Consider the following 23,992-nt stretch of genomic DNA (forward strand, 5'->3'; position numbering starts at 1 on the left):
TTGAAATTTAGGAGAATTTAGGTCGCAACTGTAGTTTTGGGAAGAGCCACACAATCTTCAGGCATCCATGAAACATATACCTGACTATCAAAGGGAGGTGTCTTCTCGCCTTGGTGATTAGAACGTACTAGCATGACTCTGACAGGTGGTACATTTTCGCTAGCATGAATATCTACCACGAACTGCGAGTGATCGCCCAGATACAGGACATTATTGAGAATACCGCGATAGGTATTGTAGGGCTGATTCGGATATTCGGTGGAGAGCTTAATTTTTTCTGGACGCACACTAACTACCGCTTCAGGAATCGGGAGCCAATGTCTGGGCTTAGCCGCAACGATCGCTAAACCAGTAGAAGATCTCAACTCCACAAACGCACCATCTTGCTCAATCACCCGACATTCAAATAAGTTTGTTTCGCCTACAAAGTCTGCTACAAAAGCCGAAGATGGGCGATCATAAACTTCAGACGGTGTGCCGATTTGCTCAATGCGCCCTTGATTCATTACGGCAATTCTTGAAGAGATCGCCAGAGCCTCACTTTGATCGTGGGTAACCATAATGAAGGAAATACCAAGCTCATACTGTAGGTTGGACAATTCTACTTGTAGCTCTTTGCGAAGTTTAAAATCAAGGGCTGCTAGTGGCTCATCTAGCAAAATTACTTTAGGACGGTTAACAAGGGCGCGAGCGAGAGCAACTCGTTGCTGCTGACCGCCAGATATTTGGTTAGGATAGCGATCGCTCATGTGGTCAAGCCGTACTAGCTTGAGGGCATCCTTTGCCCGTTGCTGAATTTCTGGCTTGGCAACTCCTTTCACTGATAAGCCAAAGGCAACATTATCAAAAATAGTCATATGCCCGAAAAGAGCATAGCTTTGGAAAACTGTATTTACTGGTCGCTGATAGGCTGGGATATAGGTCATGGGATTGCCTTGAATTAGCACCTCACCTGCTGATGGCTCCTCGAAACCTGCAATCAATCTTAGTAAAGTTGTTTTACCGCAACCAGATGGACCCAAGATGCTAAAAAGCTCACCTCTCTGCACTTGCAGATCGACACCTTGGACAACGGTATTTGTCCCGAACATTTTAAATACTCGCTGTAGCTCTACATCGGGAACTGTGCCCGTTGTGGCGATCTGTTTAGCAGTGGTTGACTGTGCCATGTTGTGATGCTCAAACGTCTACTAATCTTTTGAAATCAGAAACTTTAGTTTTTCTATACCTGCGCCGCAGCAAAACCAAAATTAGGTCATTAAGTCTCTCGCATTTTAGCGCGTTGTAGCTGATAAATTAGCTGCAATGTCAGCGCAATTATTACAGAAATTTGCCCAGCGAATGCCAAAATAATATCGGAAATTTGGATGTTTGAGACAACTAGCCAAGGATATCCAAAAAATAGCCATAAACTAGCATAGCGATCAGGGCTAATCGATAGGCTTAGCATGATCAAAACGGGTAAAAAAATTAACGCAGAAATTATCCCTGTTACCCATGCGGAAGGGTTTCTTGTCTTTAGAAATAAAACTAGTTGGGCAATGAGCGCAACTAAAAGTATCGAGATTGCAAAGGACGCTAATACAATTATGGCTCTGCCGCGCATACTGGAATCACCCCATGAGTTTACCCAGATCAAAATTGGCACTTGGGTAAATACAAGGTTGAGGACGATCGCGATTGGTGCAGGGCTTTTGTCTGACCAAATTAGATCGCGCAGAATATATCTAAAGCCCGATGGATGTTCTTCGGTGGTCGATAATGCGCCAAATCTCACCCAGTCCAATAGAGCCTGCCTTTGTGGAGTTAAAGCCGCAATCGTAGCTAAAAACAAGAACAAATTAGCAATATAAATCATCAGTAACAAAATTAATTGTATTTCCAAAGAGTTTGTAGATCTTGCAGGGGTCAAGCTCGACTGCATACAAAAGCCCAACATCAAGATCTGCAAATATGTAGTTACGACATAGCTTTGACCTTTACTGACTAAAGTGGAATTGGGATTATGAAAGCGCCTTTCTAAAATGCGCCAGATCGCCAAACTCAAAATCACTAAGTTCACAATTGTAAAAATATGTGAAGTCCAAATATTTGATGTAATCGATAAGTACCACCATTCCGCTTGAATAGGATTGAGCCTGCCACCCACCAAGACTTTGCTATACGAACTCCATGTGGTGAAGATATTCCACCACATGAAAGCAGGGGCAAACCAAATAAAAGTAATAAATGAAAACAACAAAGCGCCTGCGGATACCTGACCGCCAAACTTTGCTTGCCAGCCACTTAGTAAAGCTAATAGTAGCGAGGCACTAAATAATAGAAAGGCAGTGCCGATCATCAATATATAAAAACTGCATAAAAAAGCGATCGGGACACCTGCGCCGATCGCAGCTGTCAGGTGATAAGGGATCGATAGCCCTATACAGATGTAAGCCAGTAATGGCACACCCATAATCTTTCCCATGAGAATATTGATACTTGATCGCGGGCTAATGCGAATAAAGTTGAGAGTGCCTTTATAGTCTTCTAGCGAGAGATCGGCAACTAGGCTGTAGACACCAGCTAAGAACAAAATAAATGGTTCAGTCCAAGTAATAAACCGAAATTGCTCTAACCACCAAACTTGCCAAGAGGCAGCGCAGCCAAACCCTCGTATTTGGGCATAGCAGTCTTCATTGGGTATGCGTTGGCTGTAAAACAAAAGTAGCAAGATCTGGAATAGCAAAGATAATCCGATCGCGACGATGAGATTACGCAATTTAAGCTTGCCGCGAATCTCCCGCAATAGTTGCGGATTCCAATTACCTATACGATCAAGCCAAGTTATTGATTGAGGGGAATCCGACGGAGAATTATTCATAAGTTATTCTAGGGGATTTCTAGTAGATACAATAAGCCCTGTTCATCCCGTTTAGCTTGGGGAATAGGGCTTATTGTTAATTTACAGATTTTCTAAACATCTCGATTAAGGGTTTGGTCAACCAGTGTGTACCGAGCTTCCATTGATGCTGTACGGTGGGCATCCTTAGTAAATAGGCTAGTCGTCTCATCACATGGGCTGGCAATCCATCAATACTGAACTTACCAAAAATCGAGGCTGTTGCTCCGTCAATCCCTAAGCTAATAAATTCGCCGAGGGGAATATAGCTAAAGGGAACCAGTGCTTTTTGATTAAGGCTAGCCCAAACATTCCAAGCACAATACTGGGACTGCTGGAAGGCAACCTGTGCGGTTGCAGGGACAATACTAGAATTAGAGTCAAAACAACTTGCTAAGTCACCGATCGCAAATACATCGGCATATCCCTTAACTTGCAAGGTTGTCTCTGTGGCGATCGCCCCTTGCCGACTATGTTCAACTGGTAAATTTTGGAGCATTTTAGAGAAGGTGCTACCGACTGTCCATAGGATGATGTCAACGGGTAAGGTATCACTTCCATCGTTGTAGTCAAGAGTAACTTCGCCATCATTAACTTGCGAGACTCTAGTATTTAAATCAGTCCAGACCCCGCGTTTTGAGAGGGCAAGTTCAGCAATCTGGCGATTTGTTTCCGTGGAGGTGCTTAAAATTTTGTCATTGCGATCGACTAGGCGAACTCGACCGCGATCCTTGAGGCGATCGGCGATTTTGCAGGCAAGCTCTACGCCGCTGCTGCCCCCACCTGCGATACAAACTCGAATCTTGTCACGATTGGATGCTTCTAATAGTTCTAATTTACTATTAAGGCGATAGAAGTCATTCAGATTGCGAAATGGAATTGCATATTCCAAAGCTCCATCGACGAGATTCATCGGCGTTTCACCACCGATCGCTAATATAAGGCGATCGTAAGCCAATATAGTCCTCTGTCCAATATTTACTTCTACTTGTTTTGACTCAAAATCAATATTGGTAATTAAACCTTGAACAAACTGAATACCAGTATCAGCTAGTAATTCAGCAAAAGTTGGTGCAATCTCCCATTCTTGCATTTCTCCTGCAACTAGCTCGTAGAGAAATGGCGTGAATAAGAAGCGATCACTTTTATCAATCAGGATAATTTCAGGCATGACCGCCCAAGGTAGACGCGAGAGATTAAGCGCAGTATACAAACCGCCAAAACCACCACCAAGGATACAAATTCGTGTCATGTGAAAATCCAATTCGTTTTTTCCATCTTATCGCAAAGGTTAGAAAACCAGAGCTAAAAACTGTACCGCCCGCTAAGCGGGCGGTACAGTTTTTGGTTTTTTATAATTATTTGTGCCTAGCTACTTAGGAATGAAAATTTAATAAACCCCAAAATTGGTTCGGCGGGCTACGCCCGCCGAACCAATTTTGGGGTTTATTTGCACATGTTATTTAATCTTTATTCCTTATTAACTTTTGGTTAACCCTAGGTTATCTAATTTCTCTTGCAAACATTATATCGCCGTCCGATAATATCAAGTTATTACATATATATGTTTGGGGGCTGTGTGGTCAAATCTGTATTGCTAGCTCAATTATCAGCAGAGCAATCTCTGATGTGGCACAATGCTTTGTCATCACATCACTTAGAAGTATGGGCTGCTTCTGAAACTGAAGATTTACTTAAACTCCTCGATCAAAAACGCCAGTCAAAACAAAGCTTACCGCAACTGATTATTTCTGATATCGGCATCCGATATGGTGGTGGTACTTCGTTACTTGCAACTGAGTTATGCAAATGGTGCGCCGATTACGCCCCTGATTTAAAAGTTTTATTGGTTAACCCTCGCCAAATTCAAATCAAGGAAGTAGAGAAACGTTGGGCAATCCGTCGCGGTGCGATCGATTTATTACCAAAGATATCTCTAGAAAATTTAAATAGCGCCTTTGGAATCGCTGCCCAAGCTTTAGCGATAGAGATTAAACCAGAAGCACTAAACTCTGCGATTAGCAATCTCAAGTTGCAGCAGTATCAACCAGACAAAGGCGCAGCTAAGGGGAAGAATATCAGGCAAACAGCCACTCAAGAATTAGCTCGCAAGATGGCTATGATTCCCTTAATGGTGATGGCAAGTGAGCCTGTAAATGATACAAACAATGACATATTACCTAAAAGTACAAAGCGTCAATTAGCACTAGACTCTACGGTTGCTGAGTTGAATTTGTCCAATGCCAAAGTTGATTTATCACAAACAGGGGAATTTACTCGTCAGCTTTTTAAAGATAATCCTCTTTTGCCTGCACTCATTGTTTTCGAGCAAGATAAATATGTGGGTATGTTGTCTCGCCGCAGGTTTTTAGAATGCCTGAGTCGCCCCTATGCTCTTGAGTTGTTCACCAAAAGACCATTGAGAGTTCTCTTTGAACAAGTTCCTGTAGAGACTTTGGAATTACATGGCAATACCTCGATTGTGATGGCATCTCAAATGGCTTTGGGAAGAGCTAATGATGAAATTTATGAGCCAGTAATTGTTCGTTTGGATGCGGATAATTACTCGGTGCTTGACGTTCACGATCTACTACAAGAGCAGTCTAACATTCATGAACTAGCCACCAAGCTACTGCGTGAGCAGACGCAAACGACTATGTTCCAAACTGAGAAAATGGCAAGTCTAGGGCAAATCGTTGCTGAGGTGTCTCACGATATTCGCAATCCTGTGTCGGCGATTTATGGGAATACAGAATGTCTCTTGACTTACATCGAAGGAGTCATGAAGATTTTGAGAGCCTATGAGAAAGAATATGGTATTTCATCAACCACAATTAGTGAAACCCTTGAAGAGGTTGATTGGGATTTTGTGCGTTCTGATTTACCTCAAGTTGTGAAGAGTATCCAATCGGGTGCAAGGTATCTACGCCGACTAGTTGACACATTACAATCTCTATCCCATATGGATGATCATGCTAATCCAGAGCCGATTAGTTTGGTTGACTGTGTAGAGAGTAGCTTAACGATTCTCAGTGGTCGAGTTAGAAATGTCCAAATTGTTAAAAATTACATTGAATTGCCAAAAATTAATGGCTATAGCGATCGCCTAATTCAAGTGTTTATGAATCTGATCAGTAATGCGCTGGATGCGCTGGTGGATATGAAATCGCACCCTGATCTAATCATTCAACATGAACATCTTCTTCTTAAGGAAGATCGTGGTAATGAGCGCAGTAATGTCCAGACTGATATGGCAATTGCGTGGCAGCCTTTGGTAATGATCACATCAGCGATCGCTGAAATTGATAATCGCAATTGGGTATCGGTGAAGATTGCGGATAACGGAATGGGAATTCCCAAAGAAATCCAAAATCGTATTTTCGATAATTTCTTTACTACTAAAGGGCAAGGACACGGAACTGGTTTGGGTTTAGCAATTTGCCATCAAATCATCACCCAACAGCATCAAGGCAAAATTGTATTGCGATCGCCTTATCTAAATAATAATGGCGATGTCACGATTGGGACTGAGTTTGAAGTGTTGTTACCGATTGGTTAGGCGCAAAGCGCTTAGTTATGCTGTTGAGCAATGCTAAGCTATAGAAGACTTATTCAGATCAACCAAGAACTCAAGTTCTTGGCTAAAAGCTAAAGTCGGTTGAAACCGACTAAAGAATGCGTCTAGCTGTAGGGTGTGTTAGCGTCAGCGTAACGCACTCAATAATCGCAATGGTGCGTTACGCTATCGCTAACACACCCTAAAATGGCAATTTTTGGTTTCCCCGACTGCTAGTTAACCCGTTTCAACGGGTTTGAGCTTTTAGCCCGCACTTGAGTGCAGGGCTATTGTGTAAGTTCCACTATAGCTAAAGTGCTGCTCGTTGCCATAAACCTATGTTTACTGAAGTTCAAATCGAGAACTATAAGTCCATCCAAAGTCTCAAGATCGGTTTGGGTCGGGTTAATGTGTTTATTGGTGAAAATGGCTGTGGGAAAAGCAATATTTTAGAAGCGATCGCATTAGCTGGCGCGGCGGCTGGCAACAAATTAGATAATGAGTTTTTGGCTCCTAGAGGGATTAGAGTTACTGAGCCAGAATTTATGCGATCGGCTTTTGACAAAGAGAGTATTTCAAAAGAGATCAAAGTAAATTTAAAAAGAGACGAGAAAATTTTACTTAAATATGTAATTCAGCATGATAACCAAGATTATTCTAATTGGAATAACCTTGAAAGACTTGAACAATATGAACAAGTACCAGACATATTGAAAGAGCCTGTTAGGGAATTATTTATGGATTTCTTGTTTCAATATACAAAAAAAATAATCGAGATTTCACCAGAAGTTAGTCTTTTGAATTCGTTTTCACCAAAAGAAATTAGCTTATCTTCAGATGAAAATATAAATCAACTAATGACTAATCTAGTATACGGATTAGATTTAAAAAATTTTTTAATTTATTCTCCTGAAAATTCTTCGTTGAGGATTTTTGAGCAGGAAGGACAAATCCAACCATTGGGAATTAGTGGTCAAGGATTATTTAAGTTAATCAAAGTGTTAAACAACAGTTCAGATAAAATAAACGAAATCAAACAAAGGCTTGAACTTATAGATTGGTTTGATGATTTTAAATTACCTAGTTCTGATTTAGAAAGAGTTATTCAAATTAAAGATCGGTACTTAGATGATGATTTGCCTTACTTTAATCAAAGAAGTTCCAACGAAGGATTTTTATTTTTGATGTTCTATTTTGCTTTATTTGTCAGCGATAATACGCCAGAGTTTTTTGCAATTGATAACATCGAAAATGCTCTGAATCCTAAATTATGCACTAGATTAATTAAAGAATTAGTAGAACTAGCAAAAAAATATGACAAGCAAGTTATATTTACTACTCATAATCCAGCAGTTCTAGACGGTCTAGATTTAAATGATGATGACCAAAGGCTTTTTGTTATTTATCGGAACATTGATGGACATACCAAAGCACGGCGAATCTCCGCACCAGAACCATTAGAAGATGATGATCCTGTACAATTATCGGAAGCTTTTATAAATGGTTATCTTGGAGGATTACCAAAAAACTTTTAATATGAATACTTTTGGTGGAATTGTAGAAGGTAAAACTGATTTTCCTATTATTAATAGTGTATTGATAGGATATTTTAACAAACGTGATATTGATATTGCTTGGGTTCAGCCTCAAAATTTTAGATCTCAGGCTAATTACGATAAAGTATTCAAAAGTTGTAAGACAGCAAAATTAAGACAGTATCTTCAATTTAATAAATATCTTATTATTCACTTAGATACCGACGTTTCGGAAACTTTTGGAATACCTCATCATGAAAATGGCGAATTACTTATACCTGAAAAATTGGTTGAGAAAGTAGTAGCTAAATTTAGATTGGAGATGGGCGAAGATTTCTATAGTCAGTATTCAGATAGAATTATTTTCGCGATCGCAGTGCATTCGATAGAGTGTTGGTTATTTCCAATATTGGCATCTGATGATAAAAATTCGCAGACTGAAAATTGCTTTCAAATCTTGAAGCAAACCGTTGCAAACTTCAGGAAAAACTATGAATATTATCAAGAAATCACAAAGAAGTATCACAATTCCGATGATTTTTTAAGGCTCTATCCTAAAAATCCCAGCCTGAAAATTTTTATTGAAGAACTTGCAAAGCGAAATATTGAAATTACTGAAGAATCATGATTTAAAGATTATTATTCAGTCAGTTCATTAACAACAGATCCTGCTTGTGAAAACAGCGAAGAAACTGCATCTACTAGCTGTCCAATTGTGGCAATAACAATTTGTCCAAAATCTACTAGGCTTTGCCAAATATCCACCCCAACATAAACCTTTAAGTAAATTGCTACTAATACAAGTGATATCGCCGCGATCGCAAATTTTCCAACTAACTTAGCCAAAAGCTCTAAAATTGCCGAAGTTGCCCAGATCGCTGCACCAAGTGCGATCGCCCCAAGAATCAAGCTAAGAGTTTGGTTGGTTTCCATGTAAAAAAATGATCTCCAGTTTAAACAAGTATAGCGTTCTTGAATTTATCTTAAACATAGGCAAAAAAGCCGTACCTAAAGAAACAAAAAAATAAATCAGCGATTCTATTTCCATGTAAAAATTTGTATAGATATTGAATCTTTAGTAAGCATAAATAGAATTACATCCCTGCTATGTCGATATAATTATGTCGCTGAAATTGGCAAAACATAACAAGTTTAAGGTGAAAATCATGCAATTCTTCTGGACAATCGATCAAATTCCTGAGCTACAAGGTCTATCAAAAGAACAGACAAAAGAGGCTTGGCAATTTTGCTACAAGAAATATGCTTTCAAGCATTGGCAAAGTTGGGTAAGCCTTTTTGCGTTAGGAATTCTTGTTGCTGTCGGTTCAAGATTTGGAATAATTGGTTCAGCAATTGGTGGTGGTTTGGGAGGTGGGATTTTTGGTCTAACCGCCACAAATGTACTTCGTCCACATTTACAAGATTATGTGAGTACTCACTTCAAAAATACTAGTTCTTCAACAGACTCATCTCCTGATAATCCATCAAATCTCGATCAATCAAATATTGACTTCTAGTTAGCTTTGCAAGTAAGGGTTTGTTTTCCCACCTTTTTGGGGAAAACAAACCCTTACTTGCAAAGTAGAATCGCAAAGTTTCTTCCAGAGAAAAGAAAGAATGTGCATAGAGCTCTTTTTCTTTTAATAATTACTAGCCGTTTTGCGGTGGTGAATTGCCGTTAGACCATTAGACTGTAACAGTTTCCCATTTTCAACAACCGCATAAACAAGCCAGTGATCACCACATTCCATTCTTTGCATCACACAGCATTCTAAGTATGCCAATCCATCAGGTAAAATTAGCCCTCCTTCTGTTTCTTCCACTTTCACATCAGTAAAGCGATCTTCTCCAGGAGCAAACTTTTTCATAAAATGTTTGCGGAGTTGTTTTCCTTGTTCAAGAATATTCAAGACAAAGCGATCGCCTTCAAATAAATAGGTCTCGATGGCACGATCTTTCGCAACTGCGATCGTTAGTCCTGGAGGATTAAATGATGCTTGTGATACCCAAGATGCTAGCATCGCCGTCGAGATTTCGCCGCGTTTGACTGTTAGTACACATATAGAACCAACAATTCGTCCTACCGCTTGCTCCACAGTACTCCCAGGATTAAGGGTCGTCCGAACTTTTTTGGATTGCTTTAGAGCTTGTGCAAAATCAGTTCCCGTCTCTTCACAAATTTGTAAAGTTGCCTCGGTGGGCGTGAACTTAATCCGAATCGGCTCAAAGGCAAGAGTATAGCCAGCATCCTTCAGCTTTCCAGAAATAATATCCACAGCTTCACCACTCCATCCATAGGAGCCAAATACACCTGCTTGATAGCTCTTTGTCGCTGTAGACAAAACTATGCCCAGAGCTGTTTGCACCTGTGTTGGCAAATGTCCACCCAAAGTTGGCGAACCAATCAAGAAACCAGAGGATTTCTCGATCGCTATTTTGATTTCTTCTGGCTCTGCATTCTCACAATTAATTAACTCGACAGAAACACCTGCCTTGGTGATGCCTCTTGCCAAAGCATTAGCGATCGTAGTCGTATTACCATATGCCGAAGCAAACAGCAACGCTACGGAGATGTTTTGCTGCTTTTGAGCTTCACTCCATTGACGGTAGAGATTTACCAGTTCGTGCAAACCATTCTTCAACATTGGCCCATGTCCAGGAGCATAAAACACGGCAGGCATAACGGTTAACTTTTCGAGAGCAGCCTCAACTTGGCGGACTTGGTTTGCCATCGTGCTGTCAAAATAATAACGACGATCGCCTAATAGATGGCTCCAACCCTCGTCAAAGACCTGATCGCCACAGATATGCGCACCAAAAAATTTATCGGTGTATAAAACTCGAGTTTTTGAGTCATATGTGCAGAGCTCGTCAGGATGGCGCGGTGTAGAAGTGGGAATAAATTTGAGAAGGTGACCTTTACCAAGATCAAGGGTTTCTTCACCCCGTACAACTTGAATTTTGACTTTTTCGCCTAGGCTTTGACGTAGTGCGATCGCCCCTGGATTAGTACAAATAAAGGTGATGCGACTATTAATTTCTAGCAATGCCTTTAATGTCTCAATGCGGTTCTGGTTAACATGACCAAGAATCACATAGCTAATATCGCCAATATTAATGCGCTTACGTAATTCTGCTAGATAAATTGCGGTGAAAGTCTCGCCAGGGGGATCGATCAGCGCTAAAAAATTGCCTTGAATTAAGAAAGAGTTTGCAGTAGTTCCTTTTTCGAGAGCATATTCAATTTCAAACCGCAGGCGATTCCAACTACGCGATCGCAGGGCAAAGGTTTCATCAGCAATATAAATTGCTTGGACATCGCGGGGCTTAGTATTAATCACGATCACATTCTCCCAAATTCTAGACGGCTGTTTTTAGTTTACTGACTGTTGGGAGCTAGCAATCATTACAATACCCGATTACTTAAATAAAACTTATTGATACTTATAATATAGCGATCTCGTCTAATCCAATCACATCACATCTAGACAACTCTACAATAACTGATCTCAATGCATATGAATCGATTCTTTTGGCTGAAGTCTAGATTTATAGTACCGCAAATTAACCATTCAGATTCTGCAAGGCGATATCGCTATATTGAGACAGATATCATCTCAGTGTTTCCATGCTTACTCATCACAGAGCTTGCTGTAATTAATTGATTAATCAATTGTTGCAAGAATTATGTAAGTTTTTGTAGCTGTAAGTTAGCTTTTTCGAGTAACTCTTGAACTTGGAATGAATACTTGTTTTGAGGAGTTTGACATAGTTCAACGAATCGAACAAAATCCTCTTTTGCCGCAGAATTTAATCCTTTTGCCAAGTAGACCAGTCCGCGATTGTAGTACGCATAGTAATGGCTTGAATCTATGCTTAATGACTTATTGATATCAATCAGAGCCAATTCAAAATCACCCTTAAGGTAAAATGCATATCCACGATTGTTATAAGAAAAAGCAAGAATCATAGGACTGTCTGTTGATAGTTGGATACCTGTAGTGAGAACTGAGATCGCTTGTTGGTAATTACCCTGTTCTGCGAGAGTAAGACCACGATCATTGTATACAACATATTTGTTCGGTGACAATTTAAGGGCTGTAGAAAAATCATTAGCAGACTTGGCAAATTTCCCTAACTTTGAATAACTGTTTCCGTTAAAGAGATATAGCGACCAGTCGCTTCGGTCAAGTTTGATTGCTTTCTGGATAGCAGCTATGCTTTGTTCATATTGACCAAGTAAATGTAAAACAAGCCCCATTTGCTTCCATCCTTCAAAGAAATTTGGGTTTTGTTCAACAGAATCTTCGTAGGCTTTCAGCGCTTTATGGAACTCACCTGCTGCGAAAAATTTATAACCATTCTGAAAATGTCGTAAGTGGGCATTAAATATGTAGTGATGAAAGTAAAAGCCTACTGTCATTACTAATATCAATATGCCAAAAATTGCTTTGCTATTACTTCCTGAAAATATCTCCGCCCCATTTCCAACTGCTCGTAATGTTACTCCCAATGCCACAGTTCCTTTCAGAGATGCATCAACGATACTTTTGCTAAAATTGGGAACAAGTATTAAGAGACTTAGTAAGAATATAAAACCAAAGTTAAAACCGAGACTTCTTATGTATGTTCTCTGAGATGGGGCAAGCCAAGGTTCGATGATGCCGAATCCATCTAGAGATGGTATTGGGAGTAGATTGAGGATGGCAGCATAAAACTGCAAAAAAATTGAGAAGCCTAATGCATTTAAAACTATTGGTGTTAAGGGCGCATAACGATAAATTATGGCAAACAAAAGAGCCGAGATAATATTGGCAATTGGTCCAGCTAGGGAAACTGCCGATCGCATCAATCGACTAGGAATGCTTGCTTGCTCGATATATACAGCCCCGCCAGTTAAAGGTATTCCACCGATTAATAGCACCACAAGCGGTAAAAGGATACTAGTAACAGGATGAATGTAGACAAGGGGATTGAAGGATAAGTATCCCTTTTGTTTTACAGAGATATCTCCCCCAAAATAAGCAACGATTGAGTGCGCCCATTCGTGTAAACAGACTGAAAAAATCCAACTGCAAAAAATTATTACGTTAGGAGTAAAAAAGCTGAAGCTAAAGTTCATTATTTATTGCGTATTCAGTTAGAGCGCTTTGCGCCCTAAATTTTTTATGGATTGTTACTATGAACCAGTCAGGGATGAGCCGATACCTTGAAAGAATACCCATGACAGGAAGAAATTACTGATAAAGATAGCTAGTAAGGCGGTAACAACTGCGGTGGTAGTTGACTCGCCCACACCCTTTGCACCACCTGTGGTGGTCAATCCCCAAGTTGTCCCGATCGCAGCAATTAACACTCCAAAGATACTAGATTTGATCAGGGCTGCGATTAAATCCCAAGGCTTGAGTAAATTTTGCACAGAATTGAGAAACATGTTGTAGGGAATGGCGTACATGGCTTGAGATAAAAATAAGCCTCCAGCCATACCAGTTAAAAAGCCTAAAATTGTGAGGACAGGCAACATTAATAAACAGGCGATCGCACGAGGGGTTGCTAGATAATCCACAGGATTTGTTCGCAACATATAGAGCGCATCGATTTGCTCAGTTACTTGCATTGTGCCAATTTCTGCCGCAAATGCTGAACCAATGCGTCCTGCAATGATTACTGCTGTCAGTACAGGAATTAACTCACGGGCTAAAGCGATCGCCAAAATCCCCCCGATCGCCTGTTGTGCGCCGAAGTTAATAAATTCTCGCGCTACTTGGATTGTAAATACAGCTCCAACAAAGGAAGCCGTAATCAAAGTAATCAGCAGAGACTCGGTTCCAACAATTGACATTTGCTCGATCGTGTTACGCCAATGGAAGCGGCGATAGATCAAAACATGGGTGATGATTTGTCCGATCAGTAAACAACTTTGCCCCAGCTTAATTAGCCAACTGCCAAAATTTCCCATGTTTTCAATTTCCTACATCACCACTAACAAGCGGCGAATATTTTTGGTTGTTTTTATCTTAGCCTTCGTAATTATAGCTACAGTCACTTGTCTTAAGACAAATCAAAGCCCAAGAATTGATTGGCGGTGCTCTGCGCCACCAATCAATTCTTGGGCTTTATGTCCTAATTCATTTGGTGACAGTTTATATAGCTGACACCAAATGTAAGTACCTCGGCGTAATAAAAAATATAGCAATTTCCGATCAAATAAAAAAACACAAGAAAATTTTTGAAAGCATTGCTTTGCAATGCTTTCAAAAATTTTCTTGTTCGGGTTTGAGCGCAAAGCGCTGTAAAACCCTAAAAGAAAAATCGCCCGCGTAGCGGGCGATTTTTCTTTTAGGGTTTTATCTAGGGAAAAGATGAAGAGTCCAATTGCAGGGCTGTCTCAGTTCGCCAAAACGACCACTTACCAAATACCACAGAGTCAGACGAGTAGGAAAAAATCCAATTACTAAAAAGGAGTCTTCAGGGGCTATCTCGCCATATTTAAGTCCATCGGTGGGAGTGACATCCCAAGGGGTATCGGTATCCTTAACCAATAGCTGAGAACGATGATAGATCTCTTTGTACTGCAAAGGTAAAGCAAAGATGGAGTAAACATGGTGCTCCCCACGCCAAGGTTCAGCAACAACTTTGATAGGGTGAAACTTCAAACTCTTGGATTTACTTAAGTTGTCTGACATGGTTGGACATAGAGCAGGGTTAGCATCAGAAGAATTTGTTTGCGATGGGTCTTGTAGAGACCACACAATCATTGTGACAATACTTCCTATTGTTAAAGCTATAAAAGCAATGAATAGGAGTTTCTTTTGAGCAGTAGATTTTTTCATTAACAGGGTTCAAGGCGAGTTAATAATAAAGCTATCTCATCAATATATTTCTGCAAATCCCTTGACGGAAGATTACTGTTATTAATGATGATACTGAAAATGACTTCACGATGATTTTGAGGATTAGCATATCCTGACAATGCGATCGCACCCGTTAATGTTCCTGTCTTGGCTTGAATTAACCCTTGTGCCGAAGTATTTTTAAATCGATTAGTCAATGTGCCATCGACATTGGAGATAGCCAAAGATTTGCGAAAGTTCTGATCGTTAGCCACACTTTGCAAAAGTTGAACGATCGCTCTGGGAGTTGTTAAATTGCGACGGGATAGTCCAGAACCGTCGGCTAGTAAGGTATAGGCTGGAGGAGTATTGATAGATTGTAAATACTTGTTAATCGTGATCATGCCAACTAGTAAATTGTCATCGGGCATATTTTCTTTAAGACGATCTCCTAAAGCTCTTAGTAGTAATTCTGCGTAGAGGTTATTACTGTCCTTGTTGGTGGTAATGATTAATTGAGAGAGTGGCAGTGAGTAGGCGATCGCTAAATCTTGGTTAGGTGGAAGCCTTTTGGAAGTATTAGTAGAAATATTACGAGAAACCGAAATGCCTTGGGCAGCTAGTTCCTGACGCAATAAATCCAAAAAATTAGCCTCTGGATCGGGAATAGCCACGCCACCTAGTTCTGGCTCTGACTTTTCAGGAATTACCCCAGAGATGATTAGGACTTTTTGACCATAGGGGCGAACGACTTTTAAGCTGTACTTTGAATCAGAAGTACCTGTAATTGCTTGATTCTGTACTCGCCAATCCCTAGCTAATTCAGGCGTTTCCCATGTAAAAATTGCAGGGTTACCATTTGTGTCAGGGCTAATAGTCCAGTTGATCGCATTTTCATTAATCGTGAAGGGAGATGCGATCGCTGCATAGTATTCCTGTAAGTCCGACCATTCCCAACTACCTGCAACTTCCGCACCCTTGCGAGATGTCAATGTCCAAATTCCACCATTGATCCGCTTTACGCCCTTATTCTTAAGTTGTGTTACGAGCGATTTTAAACCGTTTGCCGAGCGAAAACTAGGATCGCCTGAGCCAACAAGCCATAGTCCATTTTCTAATTCACCCTTGCTATTGGGCAAATTGTGTGACATTAAACGAGTGGCAAAACGATAGTCTGCTCCTAATGTTTTTAGCGCGATCGCAGTTATAAATAATTTGGCATTAGATGATGGAATAAAGTAGCGATCGCCGTCAAGATTGGCTAATACTTGTGGATTAGTCTCATTAGTTTGCACAAATACACCAACTCGCGATGGTTGCAATTTAGGCGACTGAGCAACTCTTTCTACCTCTTTTTGTAACTGCGCAGGACAGACATGATCGTTATGTGCTTGAGCAGGAAAAGCCGTAATTAAAGAAATCACAACTAGAACGATCTTAGTAAATATTGTGGTTCTCAATGGACAAACTGACTAGAACAAGATTGGCAACAGATTAGCATAAAAAACAAGAAAAAACAGTGTAAAGCAACGCCAATCAAATGTTCAGAATAATTTATCAACCTAAAATCCATAGATAAATACTATATTCACGATTACCAACTTTAATTTTTTCAGTTTGATTAGGTGGTAAATCTCCTAAATCATATTCACAGGAAATAATTCTTGTTCCTGCTTTTAATTTAGGTAAAATTTCGGAGCGTACACGAAGGTTTGCTTGTGGTAGAAGATATAGCGTAATTACGGTTGCATCACGTAAATCTGTTTTAAAAAAGTCTTGTTTAATGAATTGAATGCGATCGCGAATTTCTGGTGTTTTGGCGATCGCTAATTTTGACTCTCGATCAGATTCTCTAATTAATTCAGGATCTATCTCAATGCCGATGGCTCTTGCGCCAAACTTTTGGGCAGCAGCAATTACGATTCTGCCATCGCCACTGCCAAGGTCATAAACAACATCAGCTTTGTCTACCTTTGCCAACTCAAGCATTTTTAGCACTACTTCTGGCGGCGTTTGTAAATATGGAGCATCGGGAATGCGCTCTGGCTCTATGTCTTTAGCCGCTATGGGCGGGGGAGATGGCAATGGTTTACTCTCTAATTGATTGCTTGACGACGGCGGGTTATGAATAAAAGGAGAATTGCAAGCAAACAAGGTTGATGATGTGACGAAAGCAATCAAAGTAAACCTAAATAACCTAAATAAAATTGCCATATTTAGATTTGACCAAATCCTAGCTTTTGTAAAACTGCCTCCTGCGCCTCTGGTTGCTGACTATAGGCAAAGCCCCAAGGCATTTGAATTGGTAATAAAGGCAACAATTGATCTAAGGCGTAGGGACTTCCATAGAGAACGACAGCTTGCAATTTATTTTCTAAAATCAATTCGGCAATTAAATTTTTAGTCTTTTCATGTAGGTTGGTGTTGCCTCGGAAGGGATTACCTCGACTAAAGATTTGGATAAAGATTTGCGAAAATTGGGCACATTTTAGATTGGATAAGGTTAATCCATCTGCCACAATACGCTGATAGCCATTGTTCTTTGGCAATAATACAGCGGGCGATCGCGCATTAAGGAACTCTTCACAGGTCAGTGGATCGTCAACAATAATCAAATTTAAATAATTTGCTGCTAGATGATCTTTGACATTGTCAGGTTGTAGATTTGAGAGCGCGGAATAAACATTAATGGACTTTGTGGCGATTGACCTAGCAATTCCAAGATTCAGAGGATTACCTAATTTTTTTAGATTAGGAGGAATACCGCATACTTTCTGTTTTGCCTTCCAAATTCTTTGGACTGAATCTCGTATTTGATCTCGATTTATTTCTTTGGATTCTACTGCTGCGCAGACTGCATGAATTGTAGCGATTGGATCGACGGGCATCAGTAAAATATCCACACCAGCTTTTACTGCCTGCACAGCGATCGCTTCAGGGCTACCCAAATTTGCAATGCCTGACATGATCAGTGCATCTGTGGTAATAATCCCATCAAAGCCTAATTCGGTTCTCAAAATCCCTGTCAGAATATGATGCGACAAGGTAGCGATATTTTTGCGATCTAACGCTGGCACTAAAATATGCGCACTCATAATCGCATCAACACCCGCCGAAATTGCATTGACAAAAGGCGGAAACTCAACATTCTCAAATCTTTGGCGATCGTGAAGTAGTGTTGGTGTTTGTAAATGAGAATCCACCGATGTATCCCCATGTCCTGGGAAATGTTTGGCGGTGGTCAGTACAGGATATTGCTTTGCACCCGCAATAAATCCCCTTGTTGCTCCCATCACTTCACCAGCAGTAATCCCGAAAGCTCGCACATTAATTACAGGATTTTCAGGATTATTATTGACATCAACAATCGGTGCAAGTAACCAATTGATGCCGATCGCTAAAGCTTCCTCCGCCGTGATTTTTCCCATCGCCTCAGCATATTTCATGGACACTGCTTGCAATGCCATCGGTGGCGGGAACCATGTTGCACCGCTAAAGCGTTGTCCAACTCCTTCTTCAATATCTGCGGCTATCAACAAAGGGACTTTTGCCCATGATTGAATTTGCTGCGTTTTCAGGGCAACCTCTGGTGCACTACCCCCAAGCAAAATTACACCGCCAACCCCATATTCACCGATCAAAGTTTGCAATTTCGCACTGGGTAATTCCCACTGCGGATACTCGATTTGGTGATCATAAAGCATCCCGCAAGCGCGAACCACCACCATTTGAGAAACTTGCTCAATGAGGCTAAGGCTATCAATATCAGGCAAGTTGATTGGCGACATAATTAACTACAAACTATCATGGGTAGTAATGTGCGGCGCGAAGCGCCGCACATTACTAAAAATCTAGTGCAAAATCTTTGCGGGTCATTGGTTGTGGGACTTCTAACCCCTCACCGCCGATAAGTTTTAACGGTTTACCTTCAACGGACAAAAAGACTTTTGCATCGGGTTCTAAAGTCGTTGCTGTGTATAAAACTTGAATAATCCGACCCTGCATGGATGCCGAGCCACCGCCGCTAGTAAAAGCTTTAGATAAATTAATCCGAATTTCCTTGCTTTTTGTCGTTGCGCTTAATACTTTCGTATTTGCGGGAATGGCACTGTAAAGTTGCGATTCAGGAGGTTTTTCAGTAATCAGCATGTTGATTACTGACGCGATCGCTTCATCATTGCTTTTGGCTTTAATGGCGATCGGTACTGCGATCAGTTTATTTTTACTAGACTCGATCCAATAAATTGCCAACTGACTATCCACGGCTCTGGTTGCAGGTGGTGGTGATTGGGTTACTTGGTTGATACTAGCTGGTACTGATGATTGGGGATTAGGCTGATTATTAAAAGTGCCATGCACAAGCACCGCCGCACCAGAACCGCCGACAACCGCCGCCGCTACTAGCCCAAACCAAGTACTTTTGCTTAAAACTGGAATTTTCATAATTTCGCTCTTCATCGTTGATTAAGTTTGCATAACACTATTGACGCAAACAAACACGAATTAGCTCCTTAATCTATTTTATAGCAGCTTAAAGTGCAAAAAGATGTCAGTCAGAAGTCCTATTAATACTTACTGTCGAGAATAGTCTTGTAGGGGCGGGTTTTGCAGACGCACCCTGCTTTTAGCAAAGAATTGTCAACTAAACCCGCCCCTTCAAATCAGATCACCTGCTGAACGTAGCAATGAAAAATTAGGGCTGCTGGAATTTTTGTCTTAGGGCGATCGCAACTTCAGTTGTGACTAAATGCCCGATCTCTCCACCAAAACGGGCAATTTCACGAACCACACTACTGCTCAAAAAACTATACTCATTGGAAGTCGATAGGAAAACCGTCTCGATGTTGTTTGCCAAAGTTTTATTGGTATGTGCCATCTGTAGTTCCAATTCAAAATCTGAAACAGCTCTTAATCCTCGAATTAAAACCTGTGCTTGCTTGAGGTGTGCATAGGTGACAGTTAGCCCTGTAAAGGTGTCAACATCAACATTATCTAAATGTTGAGTTGCTTGACGAATTTGGATCATTCTTTCCTCCATCGTAAATAGAGGATTTTTATTAGGATTACGTAAAACAGCGACGATCACGCGATCAAATAGATGACTACCGCGCTTAATAATATCGAGATGCCCAAAAGTAATGGGATCGAAGCTACCAGGATAAATGGCAATCAATGCATTCACCAACTATCTACAGACTGTGATTATATATCGCAAAGCACTGTCTGTCAGCGCTTTGCGCTCAAATCCAAACGAAAGAAGTTTTTGAAAGTGTTGCAAAGCAACACTTTCAAAAACTTCTTTCGTTTGATTGATAAAGGCTTCTATTTTTACAGGCTGCTGGAACCAAGATATTTACCGATCGCGGGCGAATAGATTTCATAAATCATGGTGATAGGTTCGCCTCCATGCCACAACAAATAATGTCTGCCCCAATAAGTGTCAATTTCAGGATAGCCAAAAGCTTCAGCTAAATTGGGAGAATGTCCATTATAAATACCTTTAAGATCTCGATAAAGCTCTGTGTACTTTTGGTTAAGGCTGACCCAAATTGGCAGTGAAGGATCTTTGAGATATTTTTGCATCGTTGCCTCAGACCACCAAGAGGTTGCATGGGAGAATATCTCGCCCGTTTGCTGTGATCGCAAAAAGATCTGACGGCGAATTCGAGGTGCTGCGATCGCGGTAATGTCTGATGGCGCATTGTCATCACTATCTCCGATTGGAGTCATGGCAACTACATCCACAGAAATTTCTGATTGAGTCAATAGCTGTAAATGGCGAGTTGGTGCGCCATCGCCCATTAAGAACATCTGCCAATTTGGAGATAGCAAGTTAAACGGCAAACCTTTGCGAATGTCGGCTTCGCTGCCTTGCCACATCGGTTCTTCGATGCGATTCCATGCTGAGATGATTCTCCTATCAAGAGACAAATTTGTAGGAGTGGATGTGCTTAGAGGAGATGATAATTTCATACAGGATTTATCTTAACAATCCGTAACATATTGTTTATTGTAGTGCAAACAAAAAGAAACTCACTTAGTGAGTTTCTTTTTGTTTGCAATCACCAACAGAGCATTGCAGCGCAACTCTTCATTGACAATCAAGACATTCTCAGTAATCTTATTTGGGCAACAATGAAAATTGCAGGAATAATTCGTCCGTAATTAGTGGCGATCGCCCTCCAACCTAAATCAGCAAAAAACAAGCCCCAGAGCGCAGGCGTAATCACCGAAAACACAGTCCGCGCCGCCGTATATTGAGTAGCTGCTGCCGCCATTCCCCGTTTCGCAAGATAGGTAGAGACATAAGCATTTAGACGAGAAGCGATCGCAGTCCCGCCAGCTTTAAGTACCTCATAACCAACTTGATACGATGCAAAATGCCACGCCATCTGTCTTGCGATCGCAGTTAGTACCGCCGAACGAATTACAGTACTAACTGCGATCGCGCTGCCGCCTTTGACTAATAAACTCATAGGATTGCGCTGCGCATCAAGGGGCAAGGACTTTTGCAAATCTGACTCAGTGAGCGCTGCTTGCATCGAATCATCAATGCTGGAACGTTCTTGAGGTGACAGTTTTTTCCATGAATTGCTAATTAAATTCAGAAATAATTCTGATTCGATATCTTCGATGGTTTGATTTTTAGAATATTTGATATTTAGGTGTTGGCATACCCGTTCTAGGACTTCTCGATAGCTGACATTACCAGTTTTGCGCCGCAAAACCGTCAGTCCATCGGCGGCTAGAAATTTGAAACGCTTTGCGATCGCCTCGATCTGTTCATCGCGATTCCAGCTTTGTAATTCTTTAACTGGCGGAGTCGCAAAATAATCAAGGGGATTGAACTTGCGCCGAAAAAGGATATCCGCAATTTGGCATAACTCTTCATCGGTTGCCAACGCTAGTACATTGCTTAACTCGTCCATTGCCCCATCCATTGATTTTGTAACGAACAGTATCTCAAGCTTACTTAAGCTTAAAAGATTCTAGTACTAATTACTTAAAAGGAAAAATTATTCAGAATTTTCCTTGTTCTAAGTCTGTTGGCTTTGCAGTTGTTCGATTTCACGGATAACTCTGGCTTGGCTGGATATTAGGTGATTGCTAAGAGCTGTGAAAGCCGCTTCATAATCACGTTGTACGATCGCTTCATAAATTTGACGATGCTCCGAGCGGATCTCTAAAACCTTGAGATTTTGTTGCACTGTCTGCATCCGCAATAATGCCATCTTGTCGAATAGCTGCTCTAATAAAAGTGCTAGCCAAGGATTACCAGAACATTCAACGATCGCGCGATGAAATTGATAATCGATATGTAGTAACTGGTAGCTTGTCAGTTGATTTGGTTGCTGGGCGATCGCTTTTTCTGCTTGTTGAATCGCCAATTCAATTTTTGCTAACTGCTCATCAGTGGCATTTTTACAGGCTTCTAATACTGATTCTTGCTCTAGTACCAAGCGACAACGATAGAGATGTTTAGCATCAGCGATGGAGAAGCTAACCACTCGCAGATTGCCGTTTTCATCAGTTATAACAAGCTGCTCTTGTTGTAACTGCTGTAGAGCTTCACGAATCGGCGTGCGGCTAACTTGCAATTTCTCGGCAATTTGGGTCTCTACCAAACGAGAGCCAGCTAAAAGTTCCCCTGACAAAATCGCTGAGCGCAAAACCTGATAGGTTTGCTCACGCAAGGATAGAGGACGCTGAATAGGACGAGGTGATGAGAGCAACAATCAGAAATCTCCTAAAGTCTGCATGAACAATTTATAGCAAATTACGAATTACGAATTACGAATTATGTAGCTGCATACTTCGTAATTCGTAATTCGTAATTCAAAAAAATCACAAATTCATTGTATACAGTATATTGTATTCATAATCTACTTAACATATCTTCAAGGAATAATCTGAGTCATGGTAGCGATACTCCCAAAATTAGCGATCAATTGCGATCGCCTTGATCGCAGTCTTGCTGAACTTGCAACAATTGGCAAGCTGCCAAACGGTGGAGTATGTAGGCTCGCTTTTTCTGAAGAAGATAGGCAAGCTCGGAAATTAATAAAAACTTGGATGCTAGAAGCAGGCATGTCTGTACGAAGTGACGCTGTTGGCAATATCATCGGTACTTATGCAGGAACAGAATCAGGAACAGCAGCTTTGGCGACAGGTTCGCACATTGACACAGTACCAGTTGGAGGGAGGTTCGATGGCTGTCTCGGCGTTTTGGCGGGAATCGAAGTGGCGAAGGTATTTCAAGAAAGCCAGATACGGCTGCGTCATCCCTTTGAAGTAATAGTTTTTTCCGATGAAGAAAATAGTGTGATTGGCTGTAAAGCGATCGCAGGCAACGCTCCCACCGATTCAGAACGTTACCGCCGTAAAGATGGCACATCGATTCAAGATTGTTTAAAAAATGTTGGTGGTGATTGGGATCAGCTCCATACGGCTAAACGCGATCACCATGAAATTGCGGCGTTTATCGAACTCCATGTTGAGCAGGGCGGTGTACTTGAAGCATTAGATAAACAAATCGGCGTAGTTACAGGTATCGTCGGTCAATATCGCTTTATGGTAACAATTATTGGTCGTCCCAACCATGCTGGGACAACGCCGATGAATATGCGAAAAGATGCTCTCGTAGCAGCTTCTCAACTGGTATTAGCAATCAATCGCCTTGGGGTGGAAACGAAGGGCGAACAAGTAGCGACTGTAGGACATATGACTGTTTCGCCTAACGCGACTAATGTTGTGCCAGCCCGTGTAAATATGAGCATCGATTTGCGCGACCTCTCCGAAGAGAATTTACAATATTTAATCTCGCAGATTGAGAAAGAATGTGAGGCGATCGCCCAAAATACAGGTACAGAATTTACCATTGAGCAGAAGTTGCATGTGCTGCCAACTCCCGCCAAACCCGAACTAATGGAAGCGATCGCGAAGGTTTGTGAAGAACTCAAACTCAGTTATGACTACTTACCTAGTCGCGCAGGGCATGACGCTCAAGAGATTGGACGTTTTACGGGTATGGGCATGATTTTTGTGCCAAGTCTTAATGGGATTAGTCATTCGCAGGATGAGTATACTTCGCCTGAGCAATGCGCTCAGGGAGCAAATGTTTTGTTACATACGCTTTTAGCGATCGATAAAACTCTATAAAAACTAAACTCCAAAAAGGGCAAAGCGC

Annotated in this window: 21 protein-coding genes; 5 read left to right on the forward strand and 16 right to left on the reverse strand. The window is 41.1% G+C overall.

Translation table 11 applies throughout. The features are described 5' to 3' along the window. Positions 1-17: 17 nt before the first annotated feature. From PseudUWO311_RS10050 to PseudUWO311_RS10060, 3 genes are all read right to left on the reverse strand, one after another. Positions 18-1,169 carry an ABC transporter ATP-binding protein gene (locus tag PseudUWO311_RS10050; RefSeq protein ID WP_142655115.1) on the reverse strand — a complete coding sequence of 384 codons (1,152 nt, stop codon included), beginning with the start codon at positions 1,167-1,169 and terminating at the stop codon, positions 18-20. Between the two features lie 89 nt (positions 1,170-1,258). Beyond that, positions 1,259-2,863: a hypothetical protein gene (locus PseudUWO311_RS10055; RefSeq protein WP_142655116.1), complete on the reverse strand. Its 1,605-nt coding sequence runs from the start codon at positions 2,861-2,863 to the stop codon at positions 1,259-1,261. A gap of 76 nt (positions 2,864-2,939) precedes the next feature. Next, complete coding sequence (locus tag PseudUWO311_RS10060; protein WP_142655117.1) at positions 2,940-4,133, reverse strand: NAD(P)/FAD-dependent oxidoreductase; 1,194 nt, start codon at positions 4,131-4,133, stop codon at positions 2,940-2,942. Between the two features lie 327 nt (positions 4,134-4,460). Here PseudUWO311_RS10060 and PseudUWO311_RS10065 point away from each other — a divergent pair, with 327 nt between their 5' ends. From PseudUWO311_RS10065 to PseudUWO311_RS10075, 3 genes are all read left to right on the forward strand, one after another. Then, positions 4,461-6,440 (forward strand): sensor histidine kinase, encoded by a 1,980-nt coding sequence (locus tag PseudUWO311_RS10065; RefSeq protein WP_190303451.1) that lies wholly within the window; start codon positions 4,461-4,463, stop codon positions 6,438-6,440. A gap of 335 nt (positions 6,441-6,775) precedes the next feature. Then, the gene (locus PseudUWO311_RS10070) at positions 6,776-7,972 is read left to right on the forward strand and encodes an AAA family ATPase (protein ID WP_142655119.1); all 1,197 of its coding nucleotides are present in this window, start codon (positions 6,776-6,778) and stop codon (positions 7,970-7,972) included. Position 7,973: 1 nt separating this feature from the next. Then, positions 7,974-8,600: a phage tail protein gene (locus PseudUWO311_RS10075; protein ID WP_142655120.1), complete on the forward strand. Its 627-nt coding sequence runs from the start codon at positions 7,974-7,976 to the stop codon at positions 8,598-8,600. Between the two features lie 11 nt (positions 8,601-8,611). On the opposite strand, the gene PseudUWO311_RS10080 is transcribed toward PseudUWO311_RS10075, so the two are convergent. Continuing rightward, entirely contained in the window at positions 8,612-8,905 is a 294-nt protein-coding gene (locus PseudUWO311_RS10080; RefSeq protein WP_142655121.1) for a hypothetical protein, read from the reverse strand. A 188-nt stretch (positions 8,906-9,093) separates the two neighbouring features. Here PseudUWO311_RS10080 and PseudUWO311_RS10085 point away from each other — a divergent pair, with 188 nt between their 5' ends. Then, a complete protein-coding gene (locus PseudUWO311_RS10085) occupies positions 9,094-9,489 on the forward strand; it encodes a hypothetical protein (RefSeq protein WP_142655122.1) in 396 nt (131 codons plus the stop codon). A 123-nt stretch (positions 9,490-9,612) separates the two neighbouring features. On the opposite strand, the gene PseudUWO311_RS10090 is transcribed toward PseudUWO311_RS10085, so the two are convergent. The 12 genes from PseudUWO311_RS10090 to PseudUWO311_RS10145 form a co-directional block, all read right to left on the reverse strand. Further along, positions 9,613-11,313 carry a diflavin flavoprotein gene (locus tag PseudUWO311_RS10090; RefSeq protein WP_142655123.1) on the reverse strand — a complete coding sequence of 567 codons (1,701 nt, stop codon included), beginning with the start codon at positions 11,311-11,313 and terminating at the stop codon, positions 9,613-9,615. Between the two features lie 344 nt (positions 11,314-11,657). After that, a complete protein-coding gene (locus PseudUWO311_RS10095) occupies positions 11,658-13,094 on the reverse strand; it encodes a tetratricopeptide repeat protein (protein ID WP_142655124.1) in 1,437 nt (478 codons plus the stop codon). A gap of 57 nt (positions 13,095-13,151) precedes the next feature. Next, positions 13,152-13,931 (reverse strand): MlaE family lipid ABC transporter permease subunit, encoded by a 780-nt coding sequence (locus tag PseudUWO311_RS10100; protein WP_142655125.1) that lies wholly within the window; start codon positions 13,929-13,931, stop codon positions 13,152-13,154. Positions 13,932-14,319: 388 nt separating this feature from the next. Further along, positions 14,320-14,805 (reverse strand): hypothetical protein, encoded by a 486-nt coding sequence (locus PseudUWO311_RS10105; RefSeq protein WP_142655126.1) that lies wholly within the window; start codon positions 14,803-14,805, stop codon positions 14,320-14,322. Beyond that, positions 14,805-16,229 (reverse strand): D-alanyl-D-alanine carboxypeptidase/D-alanyl-D-alanine-endopeptidase, encoded by a 1,425-nt coding sequence (gene dacB / locus PseudUWO311_RS10110; protein ID WP_190303452.1) that lies wholly within the window; start codon positions 16,227-16,229, stop codon positions 14,805-14,807. The genes PseudUWO311_RS10105 and dacB overlap by 1 nt, the downstream gene beginning before the upstream one ends. Before the next feature lie 133 nt (positions 16,230-16,362). Further along, on the reverse strand, positions 16,363-17,019 hold the full coding sequence (locus PseudUWO311_RS10115; RefSeq protein ID WP_142655128.1) for a methyltransferase domain-containing protein: 657 nt from the start codon (positions 17,017-17,019) through the stop codon (positions 16,363-16,365). Between the two features lie 2 nt (positions 17,020-17,021). Beyond that, complete coding sequence (locus PseudUWO311_RS10120; protein WP_142655129.1) at positions 17,022-18,593, reverse strand: glycoside hydrolase family 3 N-terminal domain-containing protein; 1,572 nt, start codon at positions 18,591-18,593, stop codon at positions 17,022-17,024. A gap of 55 nt (positions 18,594-18,648) precedes the next feature. Further along, positions 18,649-19,248, reverse strand: coding sequence for a GerMN domain-containing protein (locus tag PseudUWO311_RS10125; RefSeq protein ID WP_142655130.1), 600 nt, complete (start codon positions 19,246-19,248; stop codon positions 18,649-18,651). A 250-nt stretch (positions 19,249-19,498) separates the two neighbouring features. After that, positions 19,499-19,978, reverse strand: coding sequence for a pantetheine-phosphate adenylyltransferase (gene coaD, locus PseudUWO311_RS10130; protein ID WP_142655159.1), 480 nt, complete (start codon positions 19,976-19,978; stop codon positions 19,499-19,501). Positions 19,979-20,133: 155 nt separating this feature from the next. Next, positions 20,134-20,778, reverse strand: coding sequence for a chorismate lyase (locus PseudUWO311_RS10135; protein ID WP_142655131.1), 645 nt, complete (start codon positions 20,776-20,778; stop codon positions 20,134-20,136). A 128-nt stretch (positions 20,779-20,906) separates the two neighbouring features. After that, positions 20,907-21,734, reverse strand: a complete 828-nt coding sequence (locus tag PseudUWO311_RS10140) for a YaaW family protein (protein ID WP_142655132.1) — start codon at positions 21,732-21,734, stop codon at positions 20,907-20,909. Between the two features lie 108 nt (positions 21,735-21,842). Then, positions 21,843-22,541 carry a GntR family transcriptional regulator gene (locus PseudUWO311_RS10145; RefSeq protein ID WP_142655133.1) on the reverse strand — a complete coding sequence of 233 codons (699 nt, stop codon included), beginning with the start codon at positions 22,539-22,541 and terminating at the stop codon, positions 21,843-21,845. A 181-nt stretch (positions 22,542-22,722) separates the two neighbouring features. Between PseudUWO311_RS10145 and PseudUWO311_RS10150 the strand changes: the two genes are divergently transcribed. Then, a complete protein-coding gene (locus PseudUWO311_RS10150; protein ID WP_142655134.1) occupies positions 22,723-23,964 on the forward strand; it encodes a Zn-dependent hydrolase in 1,242 nt (413 codons plus the stop codon). Positions 23,965-23,992 lie beyond the last annotated feature (28 nt).

The organism is Pseudanabaena sp. UWO311 (assembly GCF_006937785.1).
Taxonomy (GTDB): Bacteria; Cyanobacteriota; Cyanobacteriia; order Pseudanabaenales; family Pseudanabaenaceae; genus Pseudanabaena.